The sequence below is a fragment of the Ferrovibrio xuzhouensis genome (assembly GCF_042648965.1).
Classification (GTDB): Bacteria; Pseudomonadota; Alphaproteobacteria; order Ferrovibrionales; family Ferrovibrionaceae; genus Ferrovibrio; species Ferrovibrio xuzhouensis.
The window spans coordinates 25,885-43,982 of sequence record NZ_JBHRYJ010000009.1; the positions used below are offsets into that span (position 1 = coordinate 25,885).

Below are 18,098 nucleotides of genomic sequence, written 5' to 3' on the forward strand. Positions count from 1 at the left end.
CCGGGTGGATCTGCCCTCGCCCCCGTTACTTGGCCGAACCGATGACGCCCTTGACCAGGTAGTCCGTCGTTTCGATCTCCTGCAGGGACATCTTATGGCCCGCCGATGCAGCAGACGTGCCATCCTGTTTGGTAATGGGGCCCTGCCATACGACCTTGGTACCCGCGATGATTGCCGCTTTTTCAGCCAGAACCTTCTTGGCGACTGCTTCCGGAACAGCCTTGCCGAAAGGATCGAGGACCGCACTGCCGGACGCGAGGTTGCCGCGGACATGGGACGGCTTCCAGGTCCCGGCCTGAATCTGCCTCACGAGGTCGATCATCATCGGCCCCCAGTTCCACGACACGCCGGTCAGCCAGGCTTTCGGCGCCCGGTCCATGATGTTGACGTCTTTACCGATGATGTAGATGCCGCGCTTCTCAGCAGTCTCGGCAATGGTGATCGGTGAGTCGACCTGTTCGGCGACGACATCAATGCCCTGGTCGGCAAAGGCGTTGGTCGCTTCGGCCTCCTTCTGAGGTTCCCACCAGCCGCCGGTCCAGACCACAGTGGTGGTGGCCTTCGGATTCACCGACTGGGCGCCTAAGGTAAAGGCATTGATGGAACGCAGGAGCTGCGGGATCTGGAAGGCCCCGATGAAGCCGAGTTTTCCGCTTTTGCTGACCGAACCCGCGGCCATGCCAGCGAGATACATGCCGTCGTCGCTATCTGCCCAGTAGGTGCCGACATTGGCCGAGGTCTTCAGGCCACCGGCATGCAGAAACGAGACCTTGGGATACTTCTGCCCGGTCTTGATGGCGTAATCGAGATAGCCATAGCTGGTCGCGAAGATGATGGAATGGCCCGAATTGATCAGGCGCTCCATGGCGCGCTCGACCTCGGCCGTTTCCGGGACGGCCTCAAAGGCCGTGGTGGTCACGCCGGGAATGCCCTTTTCGACCGCCTTGCGTCCAAGGTCCATGGACATGTTGTAGCCGTAGTCGGCCGCAGGGCCGACGTAGATGAAGCCGATCTTCGTGTCGGCAGCCTGTGCGGTGGCCGCGATACCCAGTGCCAGGAGTGCCCCGGCCAGTGCCCTGATATGCATTTTCCCCTCCGTTAAGTAATTATTCATTTACTTACTTAGCAACCCTCATGCCATTCGGTATGCTCATGTAATCAATGGGTTAGGAGGTCACTCTCGGCGCAGCTCCGCTTACCTTTTAGGCAATGCGGATTTTATGGTCAGTTTGGCGCCAGGTAGCTGCGCAGGATGTCCGCAGTGTGCTTGGCCCGCGGCTTGAGCCAGTTCGGACCGAGCATATCCTGCCTGAAGATGACCGACAGGGTATGGCCATTGGACAGGTGGAAGTAGCTGAGCGCCACCATCGACACATAGAGCTGCAGCGGGTCGACGCCCTTGCGGACCGTGCCGTCAGCCACCCCTCGCTTCAGGAGCCGGTCGATCAGGTCGATTGTCGGAGACGAGATGGTCGGCACCAGGTTCGAGCGCTTCAGGAAGCTGGCCTTGTTCAGGTTTTCCGTGCTCAGCAGATTGACCAGCTTCGGATGGGAAGCGAAGTGCTTATGGATGAAGTCGTAGAGATGCAGGAGTGCGTCCAGGGCGCTTTCCTCATCCGAGGAGAAGCCCCGCTCGGCCTCGCGGAGCTCGCTGAGGCCCGTCTCCAGGACCGCAATATAGAGGGGCTGCTTGCCGCCGAAGTAATGGTAGATCATCCGGGGATTGAGCTTCGCCCGCTTGGCGATCTGGTCGATGCGCGCCCCCGCATAGCCTTTGGCGGAAAACTCGATCGTCGCCGCATCCAGGATGCGCTGGCGGGACTCATCCGGATTACGGGTGATTGGGGACTGGCCGGAACGGCGGCTGGCGGGCAATGACATCTATCGGCGCCTGTGTAGGTTTCCCGATAGATACGGCAATCAGTGTTGTAAATAAACACTTACTAGTCATCCCGTGATTCCCTGAACTGACCCTGCTTCTCGCTGGCTGAGCTTCAGCGGCACAACCGCCGCCCCCGTTGGACGATCACTCTATAGGGAAGCGGATATGCCGTAAGTCTGCCCCCTATGCCCGTGCGGGGCCCCCGAGGTCGAGCGGCTGACAGATAGCCCGGCGCTGCCCTGTATGAAGGGGAGAGGCCGTCACTGAGGAGAAGGTCCCACCGGATCCGGGTGGCGGACCGGTGACTGCAGGGTCCAATATCCCCCTCGGCCTACCGTATGATTTCCCGCGAAGTATTAGACCGACGCCTGCATTACCCCTTCCGGGAAACGCTGCGACCCATCCTCGAGCGGAACAGCCGTACTGTTCAGATAGAATGCGGCCATGTGATAGAAGCTCGACGAGAAAATCAGTTCGACCACCTGGTCGTTGGGAAAATGTTTGGTGAGTTGCAACCAGGTTTCATCGGCAATCGTGGAATGATGGTGCAGTTCGTCCACCATTCGGACCACAAGCTGCTCACGCTCGTTCCACAGCCCCGGTTTCAGATCACGCCAGGTCTTGGAAACCGTCACATCTTCAACCTGCTCAGGCGTCAGGCCGCATTTTTCGCCGAAAATACTGACGTGCATCCCCCACTCATATTCTGATCGCGTCAGCGCGCCGGTGCGAATAATCGCAATTTCCCGATCGCGCTCGGCCACAGCGGTCTGGAACATCACAATGTGCGACATCGCCTGGAAAGCAGATGCCAGCTTCGGGTGATGCGCCAGCGACATGCGGAGGTTTATCGGCGACAAACCTTTGAATGCGGTGTTTCCCACAACCGCGGCGGCCGCTTCATCATAGGGCGGCTCGCGCAAAGCCAATCGCCGTGACTTGGGAATCTCCCGACGGCCAAGCATGGCAAGGAAATCGTCGCTGTTCGATTTAGAAGCCATACCGGTGGGTCCTGACCTGGTTTGCCGAATCTAGTTCAAAATTGAGGGCCCTCGGCCCCTGAATAATAACGTTTCTACGTCAACTTCATGTTACTTCCACAATCATCGTGGTCACTCTGCCGCAACGATTATAGAAACGTTTTTATATTGGTATCATAGGGGATGGAGGCCCGCAACCTCACCATCTCTGAAAAAGTTAAGATTTCCGACGCCGAGAATCCGCCCGGCTGCCTACCACATGGTTTAGCCCGCTAAGGCCGCTTCGCACCCGGTTTCTTCGGCGGCGCACATGACCCGCGGATAATGAATTCGGTCGGCAGGGAGATATGCTGCGGCCGCTCTCGCTTCACACCATTCAACTGCTCGATCAGCAGATCTGCGGCCGCCCTGCCGAGTTCGGCGAGATCCCATCGGACAACAGTGATGGGGGGACTGGCGAAGCGTGTCAGGTCGGTGTCGCCAATACTGATCAGCGAGAGGTCCTCTGGAATACGCAGATTCCTGGTCGATACCGTCTTCATCACGCCAGCGAGCATCCGGGTTCCCAGCACAATAATGGCGGTCGGCGGATGCGGTCCCTGCAGAAGTTTCTCGATATCGGCGTAGGAGAAATGAACCGACGTTTTCTGCGGGCGTATTAACTCGGGGTCGACGGCAATACCCGCCTCTGTCAGCGCCTGACGGTAACCTGCAGCACGCTCTCGCCCGGGCCGGACGTGCTCACTCGGCAAGAGAAGCGCTACTCTTTTGTGCCCAAGACCTATCAGATATCGCATGGCATCAATCGCACCGCCTCTATGGTCGACATAGACGGCGTCGTATTTCGCAGGCACTTCGCGGTCGATAAGGACCACCGGAACGGCAGCTTCCGCCAAGGCAGTGTTCACATCTTTGCGAGTCTCGTCGCTGGCCATAACGATCATGCCGTCCATGCGGCGCCGACGGACCATCGAGATCATCGCAAGTTCGCGTTCCTCGTCATTCCGGGTCGTCGACAGAACGAAGACGTAGCCCTCCTTCTGCAGACGTTCCTCCGCCGCATTAACTATTTCCGCATACAAAGGGTTCGCGATGTCGGCCAGCAAGCATGCGATGGTTTTGGTCGACTTCAGCCGCATGCTCTGTGCCACGACGTCGGGCTCGTACCCGAGCTTCGCAACCGCACGCATGACCTTGTTGTGCAATTCAGAGCTGGCGTATGGCCCGCCGTTGAGAACACGGGACACGCTGCCGACAGATGTGCCTGCAGCTTTAGCGACGTCGCGGATGGTCGGACGACGAGTCATTCAGTTGGCTTTCTCTACAATTGCAGCCGACCGGCCTAGCCTTGATGCTCGCCCCGCGATGGAATGCCCTTGGGGCCAAGCATCTCAGAAGGCCTTTCATTCCATATGGTTATAGCCGACCGCCTCTCCGATGGAAACGTTTTCCGCCCTTTTTGCAAGCCTGCCAGCCCATCGTCGGCAATAGTCGTCCAAGCGAAAATCCATGGTTGGAGAAGAAGAAGCGGCCAATCCGCCGCCAGGCCTCGATCGGAATCCCGAAAGTATTCAGGAAATTGCAGACTTGCTGGTAATGCCCGATGGTCAGAACAAAATCGACCAGTTGGGTGGCGTTGAAGCGTTCCAGGAACGCATCCCGAGTCGGCTCGGTCAGGCCATGGTGGTCGAGAATTTCGTCGGTCGCCCGGAGGATCAGGATTTCGTCAGCCGTCAGGCCTTCCGAGAATGGGCCATTGATAGCACCCTGTATGGCGGCCTCGGACATACCGGCCTCACGGCCGATCCGCTCATGATGATGAACTTCATACGGCGCCCCGTACCGGCGCCCCACCCGGACGATGGTCAGTTCCCGGAGCACGGCGGGCAGGGCATTCCGGCCGCGGGCCGCATCTGTCATGGCGAGAAAGCCGGGCGCGGCTTCTGGCGAGTGCATCAGCATCCGAAATACATTCCGATTCCGGCGACGAGCCAGCTCCTGCTGCAACTGCTCCGGAAGTCGCTCGATGTCCGGGTACGGCATCGTTGAAACCGATGTCTTCGGGCCGTATTCCTGCATTTTCCTCTCCCCTGATGCCAATTGCAGTTGTCGTCAGTCCGCCGCGGTGAACTGGTCCCGCATCAGCTTTTTATCGAGCTTCCCGACGCTCGTCTTCGGAAGAAGTTCAACAAACCTGACTTCGTCCGGCACGCCAAATTTGGAAATTGTGCCATCAGCAACGGCAGCTGCCATATATGCCTTGATGTTCTCTGACGTCGGCGCTTCCACATCCGGCCGGAGCACAATCAATGCCATTGGCCGCTCGCCCCACCGATCGCTGTTCACGCCAATCACGGCGACCTCACTGACTGCGGGGTGCCGGGAGATGATGTTCTCGACGTCGAGTGATGAAACCCATTCTCCACCCGTCTTGATGATGTCCTTCAGGCGGTCGACCAAGCGCAGATACCCATCCTCACCAAGGATACCAATGTCGCCGGTGTGGAGATATCCGCCTTCCCAGAGCTTCTTTGAACCCTCTGCGTCACCCCTGTACCCCTGAGTTAGCCAGGGCGAGCGCAAGACGACTTCGCCACCTGATACCCCATCCCGCGGGACGTCGTTCATCGAACCATCGACCGTACGCACCTCAACCAGGATGACCGGGCGTCCCGCCGTAATCCGTGTCGCGATATCCCTTTTGGCGTTGCGCTCTCCACTCGGCGCCAGGTGCGCAATCGTCGACAACGGACCGGTCTCTGACATCCCGTAGCCGCAGAAGATATCGATGCCGCGCTCTTCCGCCGCAGTCGCCAATCCCACCGGCAGGGCAGATCCTCCAGTGATGATTTTCCAGCCTTGCATGTCCACATCCTTGCTTGCGGGATGGGACAGAAGCATGTGAAGGATGGTCGGAACGCAGTGCGAGAAGGTCACGGCTTCTCTCTTTTTCAACTCAAGCAGCATCTCTGGCGTATACCGCCCGGGGTAAACCTGCTTCAGCCCCAGGGTCGTTGCCGCATATGGAAGTCCCCAGGCGTGGACATGGAACATGGGGGTAATCGGCATGTACACATCGGCCTGGTGCAGACGCCCCTGCACTGCGGCAGTACCGTAAGTTGCCAGGGTCGCCAGTGTGTGGAGGACCAGTTGCCGGTGCGTAAAATAGACAGCCTTGGGCAGACCGGTTGTACCCGTCGTGTAGAACGTGGTTGCGGTCGCGTTCTCATTAAAGTCGGGGTAATCGAAGTGCGAGCCCTGCGATGCTAACCAACCCTCGTATTCCCGGGAGGGCTTCGGCGCTTCGGACCTAGAATCGGAATCGTCGACAATCAGGATGACCTCTTCGATGGACTCCAGCCGCTGGCCGATCTCCTTTAGCAGCGGAAGGAATTCCGTGTTGACGAGTAGCAGTCTGGGCCTGGCGTGGTTCAGCGTATAGAGCACCTGCTCGGAGCTGAGCCGGATATTCACCGTCTGCAGTATTGCGCCAAGCATCGGAATGGCGAAAAAGCACTCCAGATACCGGTGACTGTCCCAATCCATCACAGCGACGGCATCGCCTTTCCCGATACCTGCAGAGGTCAAGGCGTTTGCCAGCTGGACAACGCGACTGTGGAACTGGCGATAGGTAAAACGCCTCTGATCGCGATAGACGATTTCCTGGTCAGGACTCCTGACAGCTGGTGCGAGGAGCAACTGCTTGATCAGCAACTGGTAGCTGTACCCGAAATCGGGATATTGATCCTCGGTCACGGCACGGTCCCCTATCTACTCAAGCCGGTATCCAGGCAGTCACCTATCAAGCGGCGGCAGCCTTTATCATGTTTCTTGCGATGACGAGTTGCTGAATCTGCGTGGTGCCTTCGTAAATGCGAAACAGACGGACATCGCGGTAAAAACGCTCCACCCCGTAGTCAGCGATATACCCGGCACCGCCGTAGATCTGGACCGCCTTGTCGGCAACACGCCCCACCATTTCACTCGCAAACATCTTGCAGCAGGCCGCCTCTGTGGAGACGTTGGCGCCCGCATCTTTCCGGCGCGCAGTCTCCTCGACCATGCAGCGGGCTGCAAAGGATTCCGCCTTCATGTCAGCGAGCATGGCCTGGATGAGCTGGAACTCGGCAATCGGCTGGCCGAACTGCTTGCGTTCCATCGCGTAACGCAAACTGTCTGAAATCAGGCGCTCGGCAATCCCGACGCAGACCGAGCTGATATGCAGACGCCCCCGGTCCAGCACTTTCATGGCCGTTTTGAAGCCTTGCCCAAGCTTCGCTGGGCCGCCGATAATGTTGTCGGCTGGAACGCGCACGCCATCAAAAATTACGTCGCAGGTATGGGCGCCTCTCTGCCCCATCTTGTGGTCATTCCGGCCGAGGCTGATGCCCCGCGTGTCGGCCTCGACCAGGAAAGCCGTGACGCCGCGGGCATCCCTGCTGTCCCTGTCGGCGCGGGCAAAGACGGTGAACAACCCGGCTTCCGGAGCGTTGGTGATGAACCGCTTTGTCCCGGTGATGACATAATCGTCACCATCCTTGGCGGCCAAGGTGCGCAATGAACCCGCGTCCGAGCCGACATCCGGCTCCGTCAGGCAGAAGGACCCGATGATAACGCCCGCAGCCAGGCGCGGCAGCCAGGTGCTCTTCTGCTGCTCCGTGCCATCCATGACGATGCCCTGGGAGCCGATACCATTGTTGGTGCCAATGAGCGACCGAAAGACGGGAGACGTCCCGCCCAGCCGGAAGGCCACCTGGACCTCCTCCGACATGGTCAGGCCGAGTCCGCCGTATTCCTCGGGGATAGACAGGCCAAACAGGCCCAGCTCCCGCATCTCTCCGATAATGTCAGCGGGAATGCTGTCGTCCGCAGCGACCTTGGCTTCGGCGGGTTTCAACCGCTCCTCAACGAACCGACCAACGGTATCGAGAAGCTGATTGAGGGTTTCCTGGTCGAGTGCCATGGCTTGAGACCTACTTGAACGACACGGCCTTCTTTGCCGCGGCTGCGATCGCTTCCGGGCTGGGCAGGTAGGCGTCTTCGAGGTTCGGGGCAAACGGGACCGGCGTGTGCGGGCAGGTGACCATCCCGATGGGTGCCTTGAGGTGCCTGAAGGCTTTGCTTGCCACCATGGCGCCAATATCCGAGGCCATAGAACAGCGAGGCGGGCTCTCGTCGACCACCACCAGGCGGCCGGTCTTCTCCACGCTCTCCAGGATAGTGTCTTCATCCAACGGTGACGTCGTCCGGGGGTCGATAACCTCGGCCTTGATGCCCTCCCTGGCCAGGGCTTCGGCCGCCTTCACGGCACGGCGCACCATGGCACCCAGAGCGACGATCGTGACGTCGTCGCCCTCGCGAACGATATTCGCTTCGCCGAGTGGGATTTCGTACGGGTCCTCCGGAACCTCACCCTCCATATCATAGAGGGCCTTGGATTCGAGGAAGAATACCGGATCGTCGTCGCGGATGGCTTTGATCAGCAGCCCTTTGGCGTCGTAGGGGTTCGACGGCATGACGACCTTCAGGCCAGGTATCATGGTCAGCAGCGGGTGCAGGTTCTGGCTGTGCTGGGCGCCAGCACGCATCCCTGCGCCGCCCATTGTCCGGATGACCAGCGGGGTCTTGGCCTTGCCGCCGAACATGTAACGGAACTTGGCCGCCTGGTTGTAGATCTGGTCGAGGCAGACACCCACGAAATCCACGAACATCAGCTCGGCGACCGGACGTAACCCAGTGACCGCGGCCCCCGAGGCCGCGCCGATGATGGCGCTCTCTGAAATGGGGGTGTCGATAACCCGGGTCGGGCCGAACTTGTCATAGAGACCATAGGTGACGCCGAAGACGCCCCCGACCGAGCCGACCTTGCCGGAACCGCCCTGCCCGCCACCGACGTCGATGCCCATCAGGATGACGTTTTGGTCGCGCGCCATTTCCTGGGCGAGCGCCTGATTGATTGCCTTGCGATATGAGATTTTTGCCATGTCGGTGCTCAGTAACGGACGTAAACGTCTTTGGTGAGGGTCGTGAGCGATGGCATCGGAGCTGCCAGTGCACGCTCGGCGGAGTCCACGACCGATTGCTTCACGTCCGCATCGATGGCGTCGAGCTCTGCCTCGTCCAGCAGCTTCGCGGCCGTCACGGACTTGCGGAACCGGGCGAGCGGGTCATTCTCCCGCGCGGCCTTCAGTTCGTCCGCATTGCGGTATTTCTGGGGATCGCCGACAAAATGGCCCAGAAAACGCGAACAGTTGATTTCCAGCGCGTAGGGGCCATTCCCCGCGCGGCAATGCTCCAACGCCCGACGCATGGCCTCCAAGACAGCAAAGAAGTCGCCGCCGTCGACGACGTCGGCAGGCATTCCGAAACCCTTGGCGCGCTCGGCAATCGACGGGGCGCCAACCGCATACTTGGCCGACGTGAACTCACCATAACCATTATTTTCGAACGCGAAGATAACCGGCACCTTGAGCACAACGGCCATATTCAGGGCTTCCAGCGTCGTTCCCTGGTTGGACGCGCCATCCCCGGAGAAAGCCACGGCCACGCGGTCGGTTCCCTTGTACTTCAGGGTCAGCGCTGCACCCACGGCGATCGGCGGACTGCCTCCGACAATGGCATTGGCACCCAGCATGCCCTTTGTCATATCAGCGATATGCATGGAGCCGCCCTTGCCCCCGCAGATGCCGCCATCCTTGCCCATGATCTCCAGGAACATGCCGTCAACTTCACAGCCCTTGGCGATGCAATGGCCGTGACCGCGGTGGGTCGAGCCGATGTAGTCCTCATCGGTCAGGTCGAAACATACGCCGACGCCGGATGCTTCCTGGCCAAGGTAGACATGCGCAAAGCCCGGGATGGTGCCGTTCGCGAATTCCTTCTCGACCCGTTCCTCGAAGTGGCGAATTGTCGCCATCTGGCGGTACGCCCGCTTTAGGTCTTCTCTGCTCAACTGCATGGATATTCCCCGTCTTGCCGCTTATTTCGCGAAGTGTTTGCGCAGGATGGCATTGAACTCGGCCGCCTTTTCGAGCTGCGGCAGGTGGCCGACCTCCATCCATTCGACATCCCAGCCGCCGGGCAGTTGTTCCTGGTGCGGGAAGCCGACGATCTGATCGTTCTGGCTGGCAATGACGAGAACGGCCGGGAGCCTGTCGATGGACTTCCGGAGATCGGCGAAATCGTCCCCGGCGACCATTTTGTCCCGGATAGCCTTCAGGGCATCCCGTGACCCATCCATCCGCAGGTACTTCAGGACGCCATCGACCATATCCCGGCTGACAAGATCAGGATCTGCCATCAGTCTCTGCAAGACCGCCTTCACGTCGCGCGCCTTTTCGGCATTGATGACTTCGTCCAGGAAGTCCGCTGAAACCTCGGTGCCAGGCAAGGCCGCCGAGCAGACCAGCACGAGGCCTTTCACGAGTTCCGGATGGTCCAGCGCGAGGCGTTGGGCAACCGCACCACCCAACGAATGCCCGACCACCCAGGCATTTTTGACCTTCATGGCCTCCAGCGTACCCGCCACAGCCTGGGCCAGTTCATCGAGCGAACCATTGCCCACATTCTTGGCCGACGCCCCATGGCCCGGCAGATCAGGCGCAATGACCCGGCCGATGGACTTCAGGTCTTCGATGGTGAACATCCAGTTGTTGAAGTCACCAGAGTAGCCATGCAGCAAAACGATGGGTTCCCCTGAGCCCGCAGTCGCCACATTGACGTTACGGCCGCCGATGTCCCAGGATTCGACCTTCAGGGCGTCTCCGGCCGGTTCGTCCGCTTCGGCAATCACGACTGACGGCTGGGAGCCGAGGAAGTCTTCGATCTCGGCGTCGGACGCGACATTGTCGGCCAGGACCGCAATGATCGACCCGACCGGCAGGACCTCTCCGACATTGCCGACGATACGGACCAGTTTCCCACCCTCGGTGGCTTCAAGCACGTTGGTGATCTTGGTGGTCTCGATCTCGACGATTTCCTCGCCTTCGGTAACCACGTCGCCTGGCTGCTTGAGCCAGCCGACAATGGTACCCTCTTCCATCGCAAGACCCCATTTCGGCATTCGGATCGCTTTGATATTCGACATGGTCATCCGTTCAGGTCGATTTAGTAGAATCTGTGCGCCATCGCGTCGACGATGGCCCATCGGGTTGCTTACAGCTTGCCGCGGACAGGATCCGAGCCATCCCAGGAGACAGCGGCCTGTCGGATACGGTCGTTGAATGCACCGGCCCTGCCGGAGACGTCGTAGATTTCCATGGTCGTAGATGGATAGCCGGGCCCGCACTCGAAATAGGCCAGGCGGTTCCCGCCAATACGGGCTTCCTGCACCGGGGTATGGCCCGCATCCAGAATGCGCTTCACGTCGTCGTCGTAGCTGGTGGTCCAGGACGACGTGTGGTGCAGAACCTCGCCATACTTTCTCAAATCATCCGCATAGATCGACGGCACATCGTTCCGCTGCTGGATCAGCTCGATCTGCACATCGCCCGAGTTGGCCAGGGCGATGCTGAGTTCGATCTCGTACGGCTTGCCGCGATACCTGAAGTCGCTCATGCCAACGCGAGGTATGTAGACGAACGGGCCGATGCCCAGATTGTCCGTCCAATGCTTCATCGCCTTTTCGATGTCGTGGACGACATAGCCGAGCTGACGCACCGCCCCAAAAATCCTGCTCATCCTGGGTTTCATCCCTACTGTTGTTGCAGCACGGCCTGTCACAAACCGCCTTCGGCAGCCGGGCCGCGGTTTCCACAGCGGCCAGCATCACATGACCGAAGTTTGATATTATAGAAACGTTTTCACATCAATGCTTATAACATCACTGCGAACTGACGGGGGCTTATGATGTCCACGCCCACAGGTCATCTTCCCGCCTAGATATTGTTTTAATTGGTTTTAATGACATTTTGCCATGCCGCCGCGACACCGGGGCGCCTCCTGGCCATTCAACAAGCCGTCGCATTCGCGGCCATCTGCCATGACGACAAAATGGAAACGTTTTTATTTACGGATATGCGATCTTTGATTAAAGTGACGATCGTGGAACTGGGGAGAGAGACGAAGTCATTGCGTCCGGATACCGACGCAAGTCCGCAGACTTTCGCCGCTTCGAACCCGCAAGCAAAAACCGATGGAGGACCTCCCGTGAAGACCGTTACCCCGACCCCGGAAGAAATGAAATCCCGCACGGCCCGCTTCAAGGACCTAGTGCCGTACAGCAAGCAGCAGGAAAACACCGGCATTCCGGTCGCGGCCATGGAGCGCCTTACCGCCAACAAGGTTTACCCGGTCATGGTGCCCGCGGGCTACAAAGGCCGGAGTTCCATGGCTCCGCTAAAGGGCCTGCCCGGCGCTGTGGTGTCGATCGCCGAATGCCCTGCTGGCGACGGGCCTGGCCTCCATGCCCATGAGCAGACCGTGGAAAACTTCTTCTGCCTGAATGGCCGGTTCGAAGTGACCTGGGGCGACGAAGGTGAGCACAGCATGATTCTCGAGCCGCTGGATTTCGTTTCCTTCCCGCCCAAGGTGAGCCGTGCCTTCCGCAATATTTCGGATGAGACGGCCCGCCTCTTCGTGCTGATCCAGCCTGCTTCAGATGTCCAGGAAGACCGCGTCGCCTATGCGCCGAAGCTCGAGGCGGAAATCAAGGACACCTACGGTGCAGGCACCGTGGACGCCCTGAAGAAGATCGGCTTCAAATTCGACGCTGGCGTCGACGCCTGAGATCACAGCGGGCGGCGGCCTGGGCGCCGCCCGCTTTCCTATTCCGGTACCGCCAGGAACGCGCGCACCGCATTGAAAAGTTCCACACGGCTTGGCTCAAGCAGCATGAAATGCGTGCCATCCAGAATCTCGACGAAGGTCTTTGATTGCGCTCCCAGCCGAGCGTGAATCGCCTGCCCTTGGGCAGGCGGGGTATCCTGATCGTCGCTCCCGACGATCACGAGCGTTGGAATTGTAATATTGCCGGGATCGTAGAATGGTTTCCCTGCCATCCAGTATCGGCCAATGTCCTTGATGGTGCCATTGGGAGCCTGAATGACCTGCGATTCCAGGTCGCAAGCCGCGAGGGACGCAATCAGGGCCATGGGCCAGCCCTTGGACTTCACCTCGGCCTGGATCGCGGGCTTCAGACCTTTGAACCAGCGATCGACGAGTTTTTCCGGGTCGACCTCGCGGTAACCTTTCTCCATGGCACCGGGCGTTACCATCGGGGATGGCGTATCGCGCAGCCACTGCGGCGCATACAGGATCAGGGAGCGGACCGCGTGGGGCGGCCGCGAACAGAATGCCGCCGAAATGGTGGCGCCCCATGACCATCCGACAAGGTCGATCTGGTCCGCTTCAGACTCCGATAGGACATAACTGATGCAGGTGGCGAGGTCGGCCAGGGCTTCCTCTGTATCGGTAACCGGCACCTCTGTGCCATCTGCAAGCCGACGGGGAACAGGTTTATCGGACCGGCCATATCCACTCAGATCCAGGCACCAGACGTCCCGGCCGGTGCTGGCCAGGTCATCCATCCAGGAAAGGCCGTCGAGCTGCAGGTCGAAGACTGCGCTTCCCGGCAGGGTGGACCCGTGCAGGAGAACGATCGGCGTGGCGTCGGCAAGCTTTTGCGCCCGCTTCCGCTTCAGATAGAGCGCGCCCGCCCCTGTCCCGGACGGGGCTGAATAGTCGGCACTCACCAGAGTCGGCTTCAACTCAACCATACCTGCTCTCCGCCGAAAAAAGAGGGGTGGGCCCCCAGGCGGCCCACCCCCGGGTCACATTACTCGTTCCAGTGATGGATCAGCTTCAGCTTACCGCCCTGCACCTGAGCATAGCCGAACGTGACCGGGCCGGAATGGGCGCCCTTCGTGTAATCGACCGGCGGAATAACTCCGGCATCGACTTTGCCGATGCTTTCCAGCGCGGCCATAAGGCTTTCCCGGGTCAGGTTCTTGCCAGCCTTCCTGGCGCCCTTCTCGAAAATGACAGCACCTGCCATACCGATATAGGACCAGTAGCCGACGGGGGTGTTCGGGGCATATTTGGCCATGACCTGGTTCGCCAGCTTCACCATCGGAGTATCCATGGACTCAATGGCGGCATACAGGTTGACGTAGAGGCCTTCAATGGCTGAACCGGCGAGGTCAACGGCGACCGGGTCGCCCATCAGCTGCGGCGCCAGGAAATTGGTCTTCCAACCCATTTTCTGGGCTTCCTTCAGGAACAGGGCTCCCTGCTTGGGAATGACCGCCATGATCACCGCATCCGGCTTGGTCTGCGAGATGGCCAGCGCCTGCGGACTGACGTCGACATCGCTCGGGACATAGGACTGCGTGCTCACGATCTCCATGCCATTCTTCTTGGCAAACTCGCGGGCCCCTTCCAGCAGCTCCTTGCCGTACTGGTCATCCTGGTAGAAGACACCGATGCGCTTGGCTTTCAGATCCTTATGCGCGAACTGAGCAAGCGAAACGCCATGCAAGGTTCCCAGCGGTGAAATCGGAAAGACGATCCGGTCTTCCGGCTTATTGATCGACGGATGGCTGCCGAGAGGTCCGAGCAACGGCACATTGCGCTGCTTGAGGAACGGAATGGTCGCCAGCGTGTTCGTGGTGCCCAGAGTGCCCACGATCAGGAAGACGCCGTCGCGATCGACCAGCTTCTTCGCGGCAGCAACCGCCTGCTGCGGATTATAAGAGTCGTTCTCGACTTCCCAGACAATTTTCCGACCGTTAATGCCGCCCTGGTCGTTGATGTACTTCAGATAGGATTCCATGCCGTCGCGATACTGGGACGCACCGGCCGAAAGGCCGCTCTGCAGGGGAAGGAAAGAGCCCAGTTTGATTTCCTTGTCGGTGACCCCCGGATCACCCGCCCAAGCACCGGTAGCCGTCATTAATGCCAGCGCGGCACCCGCAACACCCAAAAACAGTTTTCTCATGGTTTCACTCCCCATTGTGGTTCGATTGGTTGACTAAGCGTCTCCGAGGTATGCGGAGATGACATGCGGATCCCTGGCGAGCGTCTCGGCTGCCCCCGACATCTGGATCCGTCCCTTTTCCATCACGTAAGCCCAACTGGACCGTCGCAATGCCTGCCGGGCGTTCTGCTCAACGAGCAAAACAGTGATTCCCTCTTCGTTGATCTTCTTGACCAGCTTCAGGATTTCCGTGACGAAAAGCGGCGACAGGCCGAGAGTCGGCTCGTCGAGAAGCAGAAGCCGAGGGCTCGACATAAGGGCCCGCCCGATCGCCACCATCTGCTGTTCGCCACCAGAAAGGGTCGATGCGAGCTGTTTGCGCCGCTCCAGCAGCCTCGGGAAGAAGGTGAACACCCGCTTCAGGTCTGCGGCGATGCCTGCTTTGTCACGGCGCAGATAGGCGCCCATATGGAGGTTTTCCTCCACCGTCAGATCGGAAAACAGCTGGCGCCCCTCCGGCGAGAGGGCAATGCCCATCGCCACGACGTCTTCAGTCGACCTGCCTAGAATTTCCGCGCCATTAAACTTTATGGAACCGGTTGACCGGCCCGGCATCACCCCCATGATGGTCGTCAACAGCGTCGATTTACCGGCACCATTGGAGCCGAGCAGGGACACCACCTTGCCCGCCTCGACATTAATGGAGACATCGGTCAGAGCCGAAATGCCGCCATACCATCCGGAGAGTCCCCGTATTTCAAGCATCTTCGGCCTCCTCCTCACCAAGATAGGCCTTGATGACCATGCTGTTTCCCCGGACGACCTGCGGCGGGCCTTCGCAGACCTTGGCGCCTTGAACCAGAACAACGATGTTCTCACAGACACCCATGACCAGGCGCATGTCGTGCTCCACGAGCAACACGGTAATTCCGCGTTTGTCACGCAGTCCCCGGATGGTCTCACCGAGCTGCCGGGATTCTTCCGGGTTCATTCCTGCGGCGGGCTCATCGAGGAGCAGAAGCTTCGGCTTCCCCGCCAGCGCGCGCGCCAACTCCACGCTCTTCTGAACGCCATACGGCAGGCCACTGACGACGGTATCGATATGAGGCAGAAGGCCAAGCTCTTCGATGAGCTGCCTGGCCTCCTCATAAGCCGCGCGGCGCGCGCGATTGGCACTGGGCAGGCTCAGCAGTTCCGAAATCATGTTGCTGCGAAAGCGCGGAAAACACCCAACCACAACATTCTCAAGGACGGTGCCTTCCCCGAACAGCTCCAGGTTCTGGAACGTCCGAGTGACACCAATCTCGGACAGCCGGTGCACCGGCCGCCCGAGCAGGTCGTGGCCGTCATACTCGACCGCCCCATAAGTCGGATTGAGAATCCGGCTCAGGCAGTTCAGCAGGGTCGTCTTGCCCGCACCGTTGGGGCCGATCAGGCCGACAATCGAGCCGGAAGCCACCTCAAAACTGACATCTTCGACGGCCTTGAGGCCTGTGAAATGCACGGATAGCCCGTTCACTGCGAGAAGCGGATTCATCGCCGTGCCCTCACAAACCCGCGTATCCGCTCTGGAATACTGGCCAATCCGCCGGGCAGAAAGTGCATGAAGAGGATCAGCGTGCCGCCATAAACAATCATCTGGGCGCTCTTGAGCTCACGCATCAGTTCCGGCGCATAGGCCAGGAACAGGCCGCCAAGCAGCGCACCTGCTACCGAATTCAGGCCCCCGACGACAACCATGGTCAGAAAGCTAAGGGAAACCGTCAGTGTGAAGGAGTCCGTGCTGAGCTGACCGATGAGATGGCCATAGAGCGCGCCGGATACACCAGTCATGAAGGCGCTGAGCACGAAGGCTGTGACGATATGATAGGTTCGGCCGACGCCAGAGCTTTGCGCCGCGATTGAGCTCATGCGCAGCGCCCCGAACCCGAGGCCGGTGAGTGATTTCCGGTAATTGACGGTCACCCAGGTGAAGAAGACCGTGATGGCCAGAATGACGTAGTAATACGGGCGATCATCAAGAAATTCGTAGCCCAGAATCTCGGGTCGGGGCACGAACATGCCTCCGCGGCCACCCGTCAGGCTGGTCCATTCATACAGGACCTGCTGGACCACCAGTGCAAGGCCGAGCGTGGCAATGGCAAGGTAGTGGCCCTGAACACGGAGCGCAGGCAACGCAACAATCAGGCCGAAGACCGCCGCCACCGCTCCGCCAAGGGCGACGGCGGCTAGGAATGGCAGGCCGACCTTGGTGACGAGGATGGCGGAGGTATAGGCCCCGATCGCCCAGAATCCCGCGTGTCCGATGGAAATCTGACCACCAACACCGGTGACGATATTTAAGCTCAGCGCGACAAGGCTATAGATCAGGATAATAGCAAGGACGTAGTGGCCGTACGGCCCCACAAACATGGGAGCCGCCAGCGCGGCTGCAAGCGCGGCAACCGCCAGGAGCCATCCCGTTCTGACCGACTTCATACCTTCTTCCTCGCGGCACGGCCCAGAATACCGGTGGGCCTGATCATGAGAACTGCAATGATGAGCAAGAATGCGAAGGCCTCCTTGAAGCCGTTCGACACATAGGCACCCAGGAAGGTCTCTGAGAGGCCAAGAATGATTCCGCCGAGCACGGCACCCGGCAGGCTCGAAAACCCTCCCAGGATGGCACCCGCGAAAGCCTTGAGAATCACCGGCACCATCATCTGCTGGTCCAGGAACGTCACAGGTGCAATTAGCATCGCCGAGATCGTGCCCAGGCCGCTCGAGAGCGCCCAGGACAGCATGGCAACCCGGGTCACCTTGATGCCCATCAAGCGCGCCGAGCGCGGGTTCATGCTGGCCGCCCGCATGGCCGTACCTTCACGGGTGTGCTCGAAGAAGTAATAGAGGCCCGCCATGATGAGAATGGAGACGGCGATGACCCCCAGGCTTGCCGGAAAGACTTTGGTGCCAAACAGGTCGACCGGCGTCGAGGGCAGTAATGACGGGAAGCGGTAGGGATCATACCCCCAGATCAGGCCCGCGAGGCTGTTGAACGCGAACCACAAGCCAATCGTGACGATCAGCAGATTCAGGTGCGGCGCACTCCGGATTGGGCGGATCACGATGCGCTCGATCAGTGCCCCCATGAGCATTCCTATCGGGAACGCCAGAACGAACACCAGCACCAGGGGCAGCTTCATCGCCATCATCAGGCTCAAGGCAATGAAGGCTCCAAACATCGCCATTTCGCCCTGGGCAAAATTGACGACATCCGTCGCCTTGTTGACGAGAACAAGTGACAGACCGAGCAGGGCGTAAATGCTCCCCAGCGCCAAGCCTG

Annotated in this window: 18 protein-coding genes; 1 reads left to right on the plus strand and 17 read right to left on the minus strand. The window is 59.7% G+C overall.

What is annotated here, in order from left to right; translation table 11 throughout:
- Positions 1-25: 25 nt before the first annotated feature.
- From ACFOOQ_RS22885 to ACFOOQ_RS22935, 11 genes are all read right to left on the minus strand, one after another.
- Complete coding sequence (locus ACFOOQ_RS22885) at positions 26-1,087, minus strand: BMP family ABC transporter substrate-binding protein (RefSeq protein WP_379730045.1); 1,062 nt, start codon at positions 1,085-1,087, stop codon at positions 26-28.
- 137 nt (positions 1,088-1,224) lie between these two features.
- A complete protein-coding gene (locus ACFOOQ_RS22890; protein ID WP_379730047.1) occupies positions 1,225-1,881 on the minus strand; it encodes a TetR family transcriptional regulator in 657 nt (218 codons plus the stop codon).
- A gap of 357 nt (positions 1,882-2,238) precedes the next feature.
- A complete protein-coding gene (locus ACFOOQ_RS22895; protein ID WP_379730048.1) occupies positions 2,239-2,883 on the minus strand; it encodes a carboxymuconolactone decarboxylase family protein in 645 nt (214 codons plus the stop codon).
- A gap of 251 nt (positions 2,884-3,134) precedes the next feature.
- Positions 3,135-4,169 carry a LacI family DNA-binding transcriptional regulator gene (locus ACFOOQ_RS22900; RefSeq protein WP_379730049.1) on the minus strand — a complete coding sequence of 345 codons (1,035 nt, stop codon included), beginning with the start codon at positions 4,167-4,169 and terminating at the stop codon, positions 3,135-3,137.
- A gap of 109 nt (positions 4,170-4,278) precedes the next feature.
- Positions 4,279-4,941: a carboxymuconolactone decarboxylase family protein gene (locus ACFOOQ_RS22905; RefSeq protein ID WP_379730050.1), complete on the minus strand. Its 663-nt coding sequence runs from the start codon at positions 4,939-4,941 to the stop codon at positions 4,279-4,281.
- Between the two features lie 33 nt (positions 4,942-4,974).
- Positions 4,975-6,618 (minus strand): fatty acid--CoA ligase, encoded by a 1,644-nt coding sequence (locus ACFOOQ_RS22910; RefSeq protein WP_379730051.1) that lies wholly within the window; start codon positions 6,616-6,618, stop codon positions 4,975-4,977.
- Positions 6,619-6,664: 46 nt separating this feature from the next.
- Complete coding sequence (locus ACFOOQ_RS22915; protein WP_379730052.1) at positions 6,665-7,825, minus strand: acyl-CoA dehydrogenase family protein; 1,161 nt, start codon at positions 7,823-7,825, stop codon at positions 6,665-6,667.
- 10 nt (positions 7,826-7,835) lie between these two features.
- Positions 7,836-8,846, minus strand: a complete 1,011-nt coding sequence (locus ACFOOQ_RS22920; RefSeq protein ID WP_379730053.1) for an alpha-ketoacid dehydrogenase subunit beta — start codon at positions 8,844-8,846, stop codon at positions 7,836-7,838.
- Positions 8,847-8,854: 8 nt separating this feature from the next.
- Entirely contained in the window at positions 8,855-9,778 is a 924-nt protein-coding gene (locus ACFOOQ_RS22925) for a thiamine pyrophosphate-dependent dehydrogenase E1 component subunit alpha (protein ID WP_449265835.1), read from the minus strand.
- A gap of 63 nt (positions 9,779-9,841) precedes the next feature.
- Positions 9,842-10,948 carry an acetoin dehydrogenase dihydrolipoyllysine-residue acetyltransferase subunit gene (locus ACFOOQ_RS22930; RefSeq protein ID WP_379730055.1) on the minus strand — a complete coding sequence of 369 codons (1,107 nt, stop codon included), beginning with the start codon at positions 10,946-10,948 and terminating at the stop codon, positions 9,842-9,844.
- Positions 10,949-11,016: 68 nt separating this feature from the next.
- Positions 11,017-11,541: a VOC family protein gene (locus ACFOOQ_RS22935; RefSeq protein WP_379730056.1), complete on the minus strand. Its 525-nt coding sequence runs from the start codon at positions 11,539-11,541 to the stop codon at positions 11,017-11,019.
- A gap of 222 nt (positions 11,542-11,763) precedes the next feature.
- Here ACFOOQ_RS22935 and ACFOOQ_RS22940 point away from each other — a divergent pair, with 222 nt between their 5' ends.
- Positions 11,764-12,588, plus strand: a complete 825-nt coding sequence (locus ACFOOQ_RS22940; protein ID WP_379730057.1) for a cupin domain-containing protein — start codon at positions 11,764-11,766, stop codon at positions 12,586-12,588.
- Between the two features lie 38 nt (positions 12,589-12,626).
- Here ACFOOQ_RS22940 and ACFOOQ_RS22945 read toward each other — a convergent pair whose 3' ends face one another.
- Genes ACFOOQ_RS22945 through ACFOOQ_RS22970 form a run of 6 tightly spaced genes read right to left on the minus strand, consistent with a single transcriptional unit; the run spans position 12,627 to position 18,093 of the window.
- Entirely contained in the window at positions 12,627-13,577 is a 951-nt protein-coding gene (locus tag ACFOOQ_RS22945; RefSeq protein WP_379730058.1) for an alpha/beta fold hydrolase, read from the minus strand.
- 59 nt (positions 13,578-13,636) lie between these two features.
- On the minus strand, positions 13,637-14,797 hold the full coding sequence (locus tag ACFOOQ_RS22950; RefSeq protein WP_379730059.1) for an ABC transporter substrate-binding protein: 1,161 nt from the start codon (positions 14,795-14,797) through the stop codon (positions 13,637-13,639).
- A 33-nt stretch (positions 14,798-14,830) separates the two neighbouring features.
- Positions 14,831-15,541 (minus strand): ABC transporter ATP-binding protein, encoded by a 711-nt coding sequence (locus ACFOOQ_RS22955; RefSeq protein WP_379730060.1) that lies wholly within the window; start codon positions 15,539-15,541, stop codon positions 14,831-14,833.
- Complete coding sequence (locus ACFOOQ_RS22960) at positions 15,534-16,313, minus strand: ABC transporter ATP-binding protein (RefSeq protein WP_379730061.1); 780 nt, start codon at positions 16,311-16,313, stop codon at positions 15,534-15,536. The genes ACFOOQ_RS22955 and ACFOOQ_RS22960 overlap by 8 nt, the downstream gene beginning before the upstream one ends.
- Entirely contained in the window at positions 16,310-17,254 is a 945-nt protein-coding gene (locus ACFOOQ_RS22965; protein WP_379730062.1) for a branched-chain amino acid ABC transporter permease, read from the minus strand. Before ACFOOQ_RS22965 ends, ACFOOQ_RS22960 begins: the two co-directional genes overlap by 4 nt.
- Positions 17,251-18,093 (minus strand): branched-chain amino acid ABC transporter permease, encoded by an 843-nt coding sequence (locus ACFOOQ_RS22970; RefSeq protein WP_379730063.1) that lies wholly within the window; start codon positions 18,091-18,093, stop codon positions 17,251-17,253. The genes ACFOOQ_RS22965 and ACFOOQ_RS22970 overlap by 4 nt, the downstream gene beginning before the upstream one ends.
- Positions 18,094-18,098 lie beyond the last annotated feature (5 nt).